Below are 12,530 nucleotides of genomic sequence, written 5' to 3'. Positions count from 1 at the left end.
ACATGAGACAGGAAGTAGCAGACTTTATCGAAAGACATCAGTTGTTGAAGCGGGGAGCTACTGTGCTCATTGGTGTATCAGGCGGACCAGATTCCATGGCATTGCTTCATTACTTTTCGACCATCCGTAACACGTGGAATTTACAGCTGGTTGCGATTTCGGTAGATCATCAGCTTCGTGGTGAGGAAAGTCAGGAGGATCAACGTTTTGTGGAAGCCTGGTGTCGGGAGCATCAAATAGAACATCGGGCATTAACTGCTGATGTTCCAGCATATCAGCAAGCGCATCAGCTTGGAACACAAGAGGCAGCGCGTATCCTTCGTTATCAGCATTTTCAGGAGCAAATGGAAGCCTATCAAGCAGATTTCCTCGTATTGGGTCATCATGGGGATGATCAGGTGGAAACGATGCTAATGAGTTTGGTACGGGGGACGAATCCGGATCATTTGGAAGGGATTCCGGTTCGACGTCCTTTTGCAACAGGGGAAATCATTCGGCCGTTTCTTTGTTTAACCAAGCATGACATGGAGACGTATTGTACTGCACATGATATCGTACCACGGCGGGATCCTTCGAATGAGTCAACGAATTATACGAGAAATTATTTTAGAAAAAAAGTGATTCCGTTATTAAAGGAAAAAAACAGTAATATACATCATACGGTACAGCTGTTAAGTGAGTCTTTAAAATCTGACCATCTTTTTTTGCAACAGGAAGCTGAAAAAATGGCAGAAAAACTCGTTCAATTTAATGAAAAAAACAAATCAGCAACATTTGAAATTAGCGCCTTTAAATCGCATCCATCTGCTTTACAAAGAAGGGTCTTTCATCTAATATTAAACTATCTATATGATGAAATTCCAAAAAAATTATCATATGTTCATGAGGCGCATTTTTTTGAGCTTTTGCATACAACACGAAGCAATGTACAGCTTGATTTTCCACAGCATTTGAAGGTGGAGAAATCCTATGGTAAGTTGTTGTTTCATTTTGTGAAGGATACCGAATGTACGCATTTCCATCACGTGGTGGATATTCCAGGAGCGTTATCCTTACCGAATGGCTGGGTGCTGACTGTATCGAAACGAAATCATGTGACAGCACAGGATGATAATTCCTTTCTCATTCCGGTGGACAATGTGTCACTGCCGTTATCTGTCAGAACTCGTTTACCTGGTGATCGCATGACCTGGAAGGGCTTGGATGGCAGTAAGAAAATAAAGGACATTTTTATGGATGAAAAAATTCCTGTAACCGAACGAGACACATGGCCATTATTGGTCGATCATGATGGCAGGATTTTATGGTTGATGGGCTTGAAAAAAGACTTGCGACATTTGGAACAACAAGAAAAGGCTGCCACTTCATTTATTTATGTACAGATTAACAATCGATGAGAACTTGTAGGAGGGAATCTACTTGCATAACGAGATCAAGAAGATACTAATCACAGAAGAGGAAATTGCAGCAAAATGCAAGGAGCTAGGCGAACAGCTAACGGCGGAATATGATGGGAGGTTCCCGCTTGCCATTGGTGTACTGAAGGGCGCTATGCCATTCATGTCAGATATTTTACGACGGGTAGACACCCATTTAGAAATGGATTTCATGGATGTAACGAGCTATGGTGGCACAAGTACGCGTTCTACCGGTGAGGTTAAGATAGTAAAGGACTTGGATACGAAGGTGGAAGGGCGAGACTTACTCATTATCGAAGACATCATTGATAGTGGCTTAACACTTAGTTATCTTGTAGATTTATTTAAATACCGGAAAGCAAATTCTATCAAAATTGTGACCTTACTTGATAAGCCGTTAGGAAGAACTGCAAATATTAAGGCAGATATTGTTGGTTTTGAAGTGCCAAATGAGTTCGTGGTCGGGTATGGATTAGATTATGATGAAAAATACCGCAACCTTCCATATATCGGTGTGCTGAAGCCAGAAATTTATGGTGGATCCGGAGAATAAATCCCTTCTATTCATAATAGATATAAATGGGTATTTTTAAGGTGATTCGGCATCCTAATACATAGGAAAAAACAAATTGCCTTTAGAAGGTTAAATTAGTTGTAATAAAAGTTTTCACTATGGTACTATTGGTTATAGTTTTTCCCGCATGGGAGGAGGTTGGCAATGAACCGAGTATTTCGGAACGCGTTTTTTTATTTACTCTTATTTTTAGTCATTATTGGTCTTATAGGAGTATTTAATAATCAAAACGATCAAGCAGAAGAATTTGATGTAAAAGAATTTATGCAGGCATTAAATAATGGCGAAATCAAGGAAATGACGATGCAGCCAGTTAATGACATAATGCGGTATACTGGTACCCTTGATAAGGGCGACAAAAAGTTCGTGGCACAGGTACCTGATAATACGGAAATCATCGCTAATATTACAGAACTTGGACAAGAGCAAAGTGTATTAAAGGTAAAAGAGAAGGATACGCCAAGTATGTGGGTGACCTTCCTGACGACGATGATTCCATTCTTGATTATCGGACTATTATTCTTTTTCCTTCTCAGCCAAGCCCAAGGTGGCGGTGGCGGCCGAGTGATGAACTTCGGTAAAAGCAAGGCTAAAATGTATAGCGAGGATAAAAAGAAAGTACGATTTAAGGATGTAGCAGGAGCAGATGAGGAGAAGCAAGAGCTTGTGGAAGTAGTGGAATTCTTGAAGGATCCACGTAAGTTCTCGGCAGTTGGTGCGAGAATTCCAAAAGGGGTACTACTTGTAGGACCTCCTGGAACTGGTAAAACCTTGCTCGCTCGTGCAGTTGCAGGGGAAGCGGGCACACCATTTTTCTCCATTAGTGGTTCAGACTTTGTAGAAATGTTTGTTGGTGTCGGTGCTTCACGGGTACGAGACCTATTTGAAAATGCAAAGAAAAATGCGCCATGTATCATTTTTATAGATGAAATTGATGCCGTTGGACGTCAGCGTGGAGCTGGTCTTGGCGGTGGACATGATGAACGGGAACAAACCTTGAACCAATTGCTTGTTGAGATGGATGGTTTTGGAGCAAATGAAGGAATTATAATCATTGCCGCAACGAACAGACCAGACATTCTTGACCCAGCATTATTACGTCCTGGCCGTTTTGACCGCCAAATTACGGTGGATCGTCCAGATGTGAAGGGTCGTCAAGCAGTACTACAGGTGCATGCTCGGAATAAACCGTTGGATGATTCGGTTGACTTGAAGACGATTGCGATGCGGACACCAGGATTTTCGGGTGCAGATTTGGAAAACCTGTTGAACGAAGCGGCACTAGTTGCAGCTCGTCATGATAAGAAAACAATTGATATGCTCGATGTCGATGAAGCAATTGATCGTGTCATTGCTGGACCGGCGAAGAAGAGCAGGGTTATCTCTGAAAAAGAAAGAAACATTGTGGCTTACCATGAAAGTGGTCATACAATCATCGGAATGGTATTGGATGATGCGGATACCGTTCATAAGGTTACCATCGTTCCACGTGGCCAGGCAGGTGGTTATGCAGTGATGCTGCCGAAAGAAGATCGCTACTTTATGACGAAGCCTGAGCTATTCGATAAAATTACCGGCTTGCTAGGTGGTCGTGTAGCGGAGGAGCTTACGTTTGGTGAAGTAAGTACCGGTGCACATAATGACTTCCAGCGTGCGACTGGAATTGCGCGTAAGATGATTACCGAATATGGTATGAGCGATAAAATTGGACCAACACAGTTTAGCAGTGGTGGCGGAGAAGTATTCCTTGGTCGTGATATTCAAAGCGATCAAAACTATAGTGATGCGATTGCACATGAAATCGATAAGGAAATGCAGAACTTCATCAATTATTGCTATGAGCGTGCAAAAACCATTCTTACGGAGCATCAAGATAAGCTGGAGCTTGTCGCACAGACATTGCTTGAGGTTGAAACCTTGGATGCACGTCAGATTAAATCTTTGTTTGAAGATGGCGTATTGCCTGAACCAGTTGTGTCTGAGGAATCAGATGATGTAAAGGTTAATATCCAGTCTAAAGACGAAGAGGAAGACGATGGATTTGAATCGTTTGAAGAAGCAAAAGAAAAAGCAAAAGCTAAACTGGAAAAAGAACAAGAAGAGCTACGTTCCGAAAAGGATGATGAATCATCCGAGGATGACAAGCGCTCTTAATAAATACAGATTACAGGCAGTCCACTTGGTGGGCTGCCTGTTTGCTTATGATGGGTTAGGAAGGATAGGAGTTATCTACCGGAACCGAGCTGCTCTGCTAAATCTGGTGGCGAAGCATGATACAGTCAATGCGCTTTGGCTGGACATCTGTGGCACATTAGATTACTTGATGGGACGGACCTGAAGCAATGTCGGCCATTTAATTGGACGGGCCATCACGCTAGTCCGGTTTTTTTTTAAGGGGTGCGCGCATCAGTTAATCTGTGATACAAGTTATGTACTTAGCCTGTAAGGGTGCTTGTGCATTTATTCTGGACAAGCGTTTACAATTCGTTCTTTGTTATTTTGTCGTTTTTTGTTATATTGATAAAGTAGAAACATGGGGCTTTCCCCATTTAAATATGGCAATAGGAAGGTTTGGTATCGATGCTTTTCGTACTTGACGTAGGAAATACGAATACCGTATTAGGTGTTTTTGAAAAAAATGCATTAAAACACGAATGGCGAATTAAAACGGATCGCTACAAAACAGAGGACGAATTTGGCATGCTGATCCAGTCCTTATTTGACCATCGGGGAATTGGCTTTACGGATATTAATGGAATTATTATTTCTTCCGTTGTACCGCCTATTATGTATGCACTGGAAAAAATGTGTCGTAAATATTTTAATCGGGAGCCACTTGTTGTTGGCAAAGAGACGGTACAATCCTGTCTGAAAAAATGTTACCCGAATCCGAAAGAAATTGGTGCGGACCGGATTGTTAATGCGGTTGGCGCAATTGAGGAATATGGTGCGCCGTTAATTATTATTGATTTTGGAACGGCAACAACGTTTTGTTATGTGAATGAAGAGGCCGCTTACTGCGGTGGGATTATTGCACCGGGAATTAATATTTCTATGGATGCATTGTATAAAAAGGCATCAAAACTACCGAAGATTGAAATAGAAGCACCAGAAAGTATTGTCGGCACCTCTACTGTAGAAGCGATGCAGTCAGGTGTCTATTATGGATATATTGGCCAGGTGGATGGCATTGTAAAACGAATTAAACAAGAGAAGGAAACAAATCCCACTGTAGTTGCAACTGGTGGGCTGGCTAAATTAATTGCCAATGGCTCGGAAACAATTGAACATGTCGATCCATATTTGACGTTGAAGGGATTACAAATTATTTATCAAAAAAATGGGTAAAGGATGGAAGGAGGATATTCAAGCATGGCAGATTATTTAGTAAAAGCAACTGCATTTGAAGGAATGATTCGCGCATATGCAGTATGCTCAACAGAAACGGTAGAGGAAGCAAGGAAACGACAGGATACATGGGCAACCGCGACTGCTGCAATGGGTAGAACGTTAACCATTACGGCAATGATGGGCGCGATGTTAAAGGGAGACGATTCCCTGACTGTAAAAATAGAGGGTGGCGGACCAATTGGTGCCATCGTTACGGATGGCAATGCACATGGTGATGTTAGAGGATACGTGGTGCAGCCGCATGTGGATTTTGATTTGAATGCAAAAGGTAAACTGGATGTCGCACGGGCAGTTGGCATTGAAGGTAACTTAAGTGTTGTGAAGGACCTTGGTTTGAAAGATTATTTTACTGGACAGGTGCCAATGGTAAGTGGAGAAATTAGCGAGGACTTTACGTATTATTTTGCCACATCGGAACAAATTCCATCTGCTGTTGGTGCAGGTGTCCTGGTAAATCCAGATCATTCCGTTCTTGCTGCTGGCGGATTCATCGTCCAGGTGATGCCTGGTGCAGATGAGGATGTTATTACAAGGCTGGAAGAACAAATTCAGTCCTTTCCAGCAATATCTTCTCTTATTCAGGAGGGATACACACCTGAACAAATTATTTCTCGTTTATTTGAAGGGGAACAGGTCAAGTTTCATGAAACGATGCCAATTCAATTTCGTTGCAAATGCTCCAAGGAAAGATTGGAAAATGCCATTATTGGTTTAGGCGAGGAAGAAATTAAGAAAATGATTGCTGAAGATCATGGTGCAGAGGCAAGCTGTCATTTCTGCAATGAAGTCTATACGTTTACGGAAGCAGAATTGGAAGCATTACTAAATAATTAAGCTAAACCCGTAATGAGAGGAAGAATTGGATGTCAAAAAGATTATTATTTGCAATAGCTGTCGTGCTGTTGATTACGAATATCGCAACGCTAATCTTTTGGACTGGCGATAAGGCAGCGCCCGTTACCATTGAAGATAATAAAACGGAGATTAATCCTAAAAAAGCAGTCGCAACGATAGACGGGGAAGAAATCAGTTTTGATGAATGGATTGAAAGTCTACGGGGAACCTATGGAAAGCAAGAGCTGAAGGCAATGATTGATCGGAAAATTGTCGACAAGCTAGCAAAGGAATCTGATATTACAATTGATGAAAAGGTCATCGAGCGCGAAATGGCATTGTTAACTTCAATGCAGGGGGTTATGTCTGCTGAAACACTGAAGGATAAAGAGGCGGCCTGGAAAAAGGATATCGAATATCGCTACCAGCTGGAAGCTTTACTAACAGAGGATACAGATATTCCTGAGGAAGAACTGAAATCCTATTATGACATTTATAAAAATCAATACAATATGAGTACAACGGTTCAAGTGTCCCATATTGTGGTTGATACGATGGAAACAGCTGAACAGGTGAAGCAAGAGCTGGATGATGGGGCATCCTTTGAGTTGTTGGCTCGTGAATATTCGCTAGATGAAGAAACAAAGGATGAAGGCGGATATATGGGTTACTTTGTAAAAAACAGCCAATTTTTACCGTCTGGTTATTATGAACATGCAGCAGAGATGGAAGAACAGACGTATAGTGAACCCTTTCAAACAGATGGCGGGATTGCGATTATTTATTTTCACAGGCTGCTTCCGGAAGTGACGTTCACCTATGAGGAATTAAAGCCTTATATTAAGCGCGAGCTGGCAATGGACAAGCTGAATCAAAATTTGGTGGCAGATCCACTCTGGGATAAATTAGAGGTAGATTGGGTATATGAAAAATAACGCCTAAATTCCATTTAATCAGTTGACATTTATTCATTACAAACGTACATTATAATTAATCCTATAAAATTACTAGGAATTAAAGGGAGGTTTGTATGATGAGAGTTGCAAATGATATTACTGGTTTAATCGGACAGACACCTATTGTAAAATTACGACAAACAGATGAAAATAGTGCAGAAATTTATGCCAAACTAGAATTTATGAACCCGGGTAGCTCTGTAAAGGATCGAATTGCCTTGTCCATGGTTGAAGCAGCAGAAGAAGCTGGTGAACTGAAGCCTGGAGATACAATCATTGAGCCAACGAGCGGCAATACAGGAATTGGCTTGGCTATGGTCGCAGCTGCCAAGGGCTATCGTGCGGTATTGGTTATGCCTGACACGATGAGTAAAGAACGTCGGAATCTCTTACGTGCTTATGGTGCGGAATTAGTACTTACTCCTGGGGCAGATGGAATGAAGGGCGCTATCGAAAAAGCGGAAACACTGAAAGAAGAGCACGGATACTTCATGCCGCAGCAGTTTAACAATGAAGCGAATCCAGATGTACATGCACGAACAACTGGTGCTGAAATCGTGGAGCAAATGAAGGATGGCTTGGATGCATTTGTATCTGGAATTGGTACAGGTGGGACCATTACAGGTGCTGGACGTGTTTTGAAGCAGCATTTCAAAAATGTGAAGCTGTACGCGGTTGAACCTGTAGATTCTCCAGTTTTATCTGGTGGTTCACCAGGCCCACATAAAATTCAAGGGATTGGTGCCGGTTTTGTTCCTAAGGTACTCGATACAGAGCTTTATGATGAAGTGGTGAAGATTACCAACGAGGAAGCATTTGAAACGGCAAGGGATGTTGCAGTGACAAATGGTATTTTGGGTGGTATTTCAGCTGGAGCTGCGATTGCAGCGGCAAAAAAGGTTGCCAAAACACTTGGCAAGGATAAAAAGGTACTCGCGATTCTTCCGGATAATGGGGAGCGTTACTTGTCTACGGCATTATACCAATTTGATGAAGCATAAGCTTTTGACATAAACAAAATTGCGGGGATTGGCATTGGATTTTTTAATGCCAGTCCTTTTTACTTATGGTACGATAAAAACATCAACTGTAAAATTGGATAATAAGGAAAGGCTAGATGTTTATGTTACTGCGAACGAAGGTAAAAACCTACGACTTATCAGAAAGAACCCATGTCATGGGAATATTAAATGTCACACCGGATTCCTTCTCCGATGGTGGAAAATATGTGGAAGAGGATCAAGCGGTCACACAGGCATTGCATATGCAAAAGCATGGTGCAGATATGATTGATGTTGGCGGAGAATCGACAAGACCAAATCATCAGCCTGTCAGCTTACAGGAAGAGATCGATCGTGTCGTTCCGATTATACAAGCGATTAGCAGGAAGGTCACCGTGCCAATTTCTATTGATACATATAAAGCTGAGACGGCAAAACAAGCTATCCAGGCTGGCGCGGATATCATTAATGATATCTGGGGTGCTAAAAAAGATCCTGAAATTGCGGATGTTGCTGCGGAAACAGGTGCACCAATTATTTTGATGCATAATCGTGACAATCAGAATTACAAATCTCTCTTGGAGGATATGCAGCGCGATTTAGAGGAAAGTATTGAAATCGCGAAAAAAGCTGGGGTTCGTGATGAACAAATTATACTGGATCCAGGAATTGGCTTTGCTAAATCGATGCAGGATAATTTTGTTGTTATGAATCATTTGGAACGGTTTACGACACTAGGTTATCCGCTATTGCTCGGGACATCGAGAAAATCTTTTATTGGTACTGTTTTGGATGTTCCAGCACATGAGCGGGACAATGGTACGGGTGCAACAACCTGTTTAGGTATTGCAAAGGGTGCAAGCATTGTGCGCGTGCATCATGTTCAGTTAAACAAGGAAATGGCAATGATGATGGATGCGATGCTGCGTGCATAGGCATCCTGTTGGAACTGGGAGGTTTGAACCTTGGATAAAATTATATTAAAGGATATGCAGTTCTATGGATTCCATGGATTATTTCCAGAGGAGAATAAACTGGGGCAGCGATTTCATATAGATTTGGAGTTGTTTTTAGACTTGTCCAGGGCAGGGCGGACAGATGATATGCATGCATCTATTGATTATGGTCAAGTCTTTTCTCATGTGCAGCAAATTGTTGAGGGAGAGGCGAAGCATTTAATTGAAGCTGTTGCAGAAACAATAGCCAGCGAACTTTTTAAAAGCTTTGAACTGCTTGAAGCGTGTCGGGTGAAGGTGATCAAACCGGATCCACCGATACCAGGACATTATGAATCCGTCGCTGTAGAAATTTATCGGGAGCGAGGAAAATGAAACAAGTATTTATCGCTTTAGGTACGAATATTGAACCAAGACTTACCTATTTATCGAAGGCTCTTGCACGCTTGAAAGCAAGTGATGACATATTAATAAAGGAGCAATCCTCTATTTATGAAACGGCCCCGGTTGGCTATACAGATCAGGCTGATTTTTTAAACATGGTCATTGAAATAAAAACGACATTGGCGCCGCTAGCCTTATTAGACGTATGTCAGGAGATAGAGCAAGATCTCGGACGGGAACGAAAGATCAGGTTTGGACCGCGCACGATAGATCTTGATATTTTGCTATATGACGATGTAGAAATTAAAACAGAGCGCTTAATCGCACCGCATCCGCGTATGCATGAACGAGCGTTTGTGTTGGTTCCGTTGGCGGAAATTGCAGCGGAGCAGACATTGCCAAATGGAGAACAGGTAAACAAGCTATTGGGGGATTTACCTGAAAACAGCAAGAAGGATGTTGTAAAATGGACGGAAAAAGGCTTGGGAGACGTGTAAAGGCTTTTCGGAAATTAAAAGGATATACGCAGATTGAACTAGCAAAAGAATTGGATGTTTCTGTTACCTTGCTCGGTGCGGTTGAACGTGGAACGAAAGATGCACCAGATGCTTTATTGGAACAAATTGCAGCTACACTTGATATAGATATGGCAGAATTGTTATTAAGAAATGAAGAGTGAGTTTGGCGATGGTTTTACAAAGATGGTTGTAATCCTGTTACTTTTGCGGGATGGAATGGCTTGTGTGATTGCTTGAAATCAGGTATTTTTTTAGAAGTCATTTGTTTATCATGGATGGGAAGCAGCGATTATATTTGTTGACCCCATTCTTTATAAGTACAATAGATGAAAATGGTGGATAATATCGCTATACTAAATAAAGGATATGCATTGGAGCGGAAGTCCAGCTTGAATGGCTAGGCCTACTATATGATATTTGCTTGTAAGTATGGGAGCTGGGAGATCTCCAGTTAGATGATTATATATCGTTGATTCTAGAAACAATAAATGAATGTTGGAGTGATTGATATGTCAGAAGAATTAAATGAACATATGCGTGTGCGACGTGAAAAACTGGCACAGTACCGTGAACTAGGCCTTGATCCTTTTGGGGGCAAGTTTCCCCGTACACATTCGGCTCAAGAACTACAGGAGCAATATGATGCATTCTCTAAAGAAGAGCTAGAAGGTAAGGAAGACAAAGTAACGATTGCTGGTCGTATTATGACGAAGCGCGGGAAGGGGAAAGCCGGGTTTGCACATGTGCAGGATGCGAGTGGTCAAATCCAGCTTTATGTTCGCAAAGATGAAATTGGCGAGGAAGCTTATGATATCTTTAAAACAATCGACCTTGGAGATATTGTTGGTGTTACTGGTACGATGTTTAAAACAAATGTTGGTGAGCTTTCGGTAAAAGCTACCTCATTCGAATTGTTATCGAAATCCTTGCGTCCATTACCTGAAAAGTATCATGGCTTACAGGATATTGAACAGCGCTATCGTCAGCGTTATTTAGATTTAATAACGAATGTGGAGAGTAAAGAAACATTTATTTTACGCAGTCGCATCATTCAAGAGATGCGTAGTTATTTAAATGAACAAGGATTTTTAGAAGTGGAAACTCCAATGTTGCACGGAATTCCAGGTGGTGCTGCAGCACGCCCGTTTGAAACCCATCACAATGCATTGGATATTCCGTTATATATGAGAATTGCAATTGAACTTCATTTAAAACGATTAATTGTCGGCGGAATGGAAAAAGTATATGAAATCGGTCGTGTTTTCCGAAATGAGGGTGTATCCACCAGACATAATCCAGAATTCACGATGATAGAGTTATATGAAGCATATGCTGATTATGAAGATATCATGGCATTGACTGAAAATATGGTTGCTCATATTGCGAAAAAAGTGCTTGGCACGACGACCATTGCTTATGGGGATCAAGAAATTAATTTGGAGCCTAAGTGGACTAGACTGCATATGGTCGATGCGGTGAAAGAATATACCGGGGTAGACTTTTGGCAAAAAATGAGTGATGAGGATGCGCGCCAGTTGGCGAAGGAGCATCAAATTCAAATAACAGAATCGATGACATATGGACATATTGTCAATGAATTCTTTGAGCAAGTTGTGGAAGAAAAGCTAACCCAACCAACTTTCATTTATGGACATCCAGTTGAAATTTCACCATTAGCGAAGAAGAATAAAGAAGATGAGCGTTTTACCGATCGTTTTGAATTATTTATTGTGGGTCGTGAGCACGCCAATGCATTTACAGAATTAAATGACCCAATTGATCAGCGCCAGCGCTTTGAAGCACAGGTTGCAGAACGTGCACAAGGTAATGATGAAGCGCATTTAATGGATGAAGACTTTTTGGAAGCATTGGAGTACGGTATGCCACCAACCGGGGGATTAGGAATTGGGATTGATCGTTTGGTTATGTTGTTAACCAATTCTCCATCCATCCGTGATGTATTATTATTCCCGCAAATGCGGAACCGCTAGAATGGAAGAAAAAGCACTTCAAGCTGAAGCGTTAGTTTGAAGTGTTTTTTTATTTGAGAATAGGGAATGATATCGATAGAATGCTGATGAAAGGGAAAGCTTGTCTTTATTTTTTCATCAATCATTGGCTCGTTTGTAGGGAAATCGGCAGAAATCAATAGCGAAAAAGAGGGTATTTGCAGCACAACCAAAGAAATCCCAATTATTTCTTGCATATTTTGCTTGATTTAAGCTGCTAATCATGGTAAATTAAATATCGTTGCTTTTGCAGATAGCAACTGAGTTATGATGGCCGCACAGTTCAGTAAAATATTTAAAAAAAAGATATTGACGAATGTTCTGTAGCGTGTTATATTAATAAAGTCGCCAAATTGAAGCGACGGAATATTTGCTCTTTGAAAACTGAACAAAACAACCAGTATGTCAAGAGAAACAGAACCCTGTTTTTCTTTAAAAAAATTAGTCAGAATTTGTTTCTGATTGCTAA

Annotated in this window: 13 protein-coding genes; 12 read left to right on the top strand and 1 reads right to left on the bottom strand. The window is 41.3% G+C overall.

From position 1 onward, the window contains the following. The first annotated feature begins 2 nt into the window (after positions 1-2). The 12 genes from tilS to lysS all read left to right on the top strand — a co-directional run bounded on the left by tilS (position 3) and on the right by lysS (position 12,043). Complete coding sequence (tilS, locus tag DX933_RS06885; protein ID WP_123315740.1) at positions 3-1,397, top strand: tRNA lysidine(34) synthetase TilS; 1,395 nt, start codon at positions 3-5, stop codon at positions 1,395-1,397. 22 nt (positions 1,398-1,419) lie between these two features. Beyond that, on the top strand, positions 1,420-1,971 hold the full coding sequence (hpt, locus tag DX933_RS06880) for a hypoxanthine phosphoribosyltransferase (RefSeq protein WP_123315739.1): 552 nt from the start codon (positions 1,420-1,422) through the stop codon (positions 1,969-1,971). 165 nt (positions 1,972-2,136) lie between these two features. After that, on the top strand, positions 2,137-4,146 hold the full coding sequence (ftsH, locus tag DX933_RS06875) for an ATP-dependent zinc metalloprotease FtsH (RefSeq protein WP_123315738.1): 2,010 nt from the start codon (positions 2,137-2,139) through the stop codon (positions 4,144-4,146). 426 nt (positions 4,147-4,572) lie between these two features. Next, the gene (locus DX933_RS06870) at positions 4,573-5,340 is read left to right on the top strand and encodes a type III pantothenate kinase (protein WP_123315737.1); all 768 of its coding nucleotides are present in this window, start codon (positions 4,573-4,575) and stop codon (positions 5,338-5,340) included. Between the two features lie 24 nt (positions 5,341-5,364). Continuing rightward, a complete protein-coding gene (hslO, locus tag DX933_RS06865) occupies positions 5,365-6,237 on the top strand; it encodes an Hsp33 family molecular chaperone HslO (protein WP_123315736.1) in 873 nt (290 codons plus the stop codon). A 29-nt stretch (positions 6,238-6,266) separates the two neighbouring features. Next, positions 6,267-7,172, top strand: coding sequence for a peptidylprolyl isomerase (locus DX933_RS06860; RefSeq protein WP_123315735.1), 906 nt, complete (start codon positions 6,267-6,269; stop codon positions 7,170-7,172). A gap of 98 nt (positions 7,173-7,270) precedes the next feature. Continuing rightward, positions 7,271-8,194 (top strand): cysteine synthase A, encoded by a 924-nt coding sequence (gene cysK / locus DX933_RS06855; protein ID WP_190279438.1) that lies wholly within the window; start codon positions 7,271-7,273, stop codon positions 8,192-8,194. Between the two features lie 122 nt (positions 8,195-8,316). After that, positions 8,317-9,129 carry a dihydropteroate synthase gene (gene folP, locus DX933_RS06850; protein WP_123315773.1) on the top strand — a complete coding sequence of 271 codons (813 nt, stop codon included), beginning with the start codon at positions 8,317-8,319 and terminating at the stop codon, positions 9,127-9,129. Between the two features lie 30 nt (positions 9,130-9,159). Next, complete coding sequence (gene folB, locus DX933_RS06845) at positions 9,160-9,525, top strand: dihydroneopterin aldolase (protein WP_123315733.1); 366 nt, start codon at positions 9,160-9,162, stop codon at positions 9,523-9,525. Further along, complete coding sequence (gene folK / locus DX933_RS06840; RefSeq protein WP_123315732.1) at positions 9,522-10,031, top strand: 2-amino-4-hydroxy-6-hydroxymethyldihydropteridine diphosphokinase; 510 nt, start codon at positions 9,522-9,524, stop codon at positions 10,029-10,031. The genes folB and folK overlap by 4 nt, the downstream gene beginning before the upstream one ends. After that, positions 10,001-10,213 (top strand): helix-turn-helix domain-containing protein, encoded by a 213-nt coding sequence (locus tag DX933_RS06835; protein ID WP_123315731.1) that lies wholly within the window; start codon positions 10,001-10,003, stop codon positions 10,211-10,213. Before folK ends, DX933_RS06835 begins: the two co-directional genes overlap by 31 nt. Positions 10,214-10,561: 348 nt before the next feature. Then, complete coding sequence (gene lysS / locus DX933_RS06830) at positions 10,562-12,043, top strand: lysine--tRNA ligase (RefSeq protein WP_123315730.1); 1,482 nt, start codon at positions 10,562-10,564, stop codon at positions 12,041-12,043. Between the two features lie 239 nt (positions 12,044-12,282). Here lysS and DX933_RS18585 read toward each other — a convergent pair. Next, positions 12,283-12,530: hypothetical protein (locus DX933_RS18585; protein WP_223805902.1), on the bottom strand; the 248-nt coding region annotated here is incomplete at its 5' end.

Source organism: Ornithinibacillus gellani, assembly GCF_003730295.1.
Lineage (GTDB): Bacteria > Bacillota > Bacilli > Bacillales > Amphibacillaceae > Ornithinibacillus_A > Ornithinibacillus_A gellani.
Note: the sequence above shows the minus strand (reverse complement) of the source record. Positions and strands in the feature narration are given on the sequence as shown.

What these genes read in the sequence shown, in the direction of transcription:
- tilS (WP_123315740.1), top strand. Translation starts at nt 3, where the DNA reads ATGAGACAGGAAGTAGCAGACTTTATCGAAAGACATCAGTTGTTGAAG.
- DX933_RS06860 (WP_123315735.1), top strand. Translation starts at nt 6,267, where the DNA reads ATGTCAAAAAGATTATTATTTGCAATAGCTGTCGTGCTGTTGATTACG.
- DX933_RS06870 (WP_123315737.1), top strand. Translation starts at nt 4,573, where the DNA reads ATGCTTTTCGTACTTGACGTAGGAAATACGAATACCGTATTAGGTGTT.
- cysK (WP_190279438.1), top strand. Translation starts at nt 7,271, where the DNA reads ATGAGAGTTGCAAATGATATTACTGGTTTAATCGGACAGACACCTATT.
- folK (WP_123315732.1), top strand. Translation starts at nt 9,522, where the DNA reads ATGAAACAAGTATTTATCGCTTTAGGTACGAATATTGAACCAAGACTT.
- hslO (WP_123315736.1), top strand. Translation starts at nt 5,365, where the DNA reads ATGGCAGATTATTTAGTAAAAGCAACTGCATTTGAAGGAATGATTCGC.
- lysS (WP_123315730.1), top strand. Translation starts at nt 10,562, where the DNA reads ATGTCAGAAGAATTAAATGAACATATGCGTGTGCGACGTGAAAAACTG.
- DX933_RS06835 (WP_123315731.1), top strand. Translation starts at nt 10,001, where the DNA reads ATGGACGGAAAAAGGCTTGGGAGACGTGTAAAGGCTTTTCGGAAATTA.
- folP (WP_123315773.1), top strand. Translation starts at nt 8,317, where the DNA reads ATGTTACTGCGAACGAAGGTAAAAACCTACGACTTATCAGAAAGAACC.
- ftsH (WP_123315738.1), top strand. Translation starts at nt 2,137, where the DNA reads ATGAACCGAGTATTTCGGAACGCGTTTTTTTATTTACTCTTATTTTTA.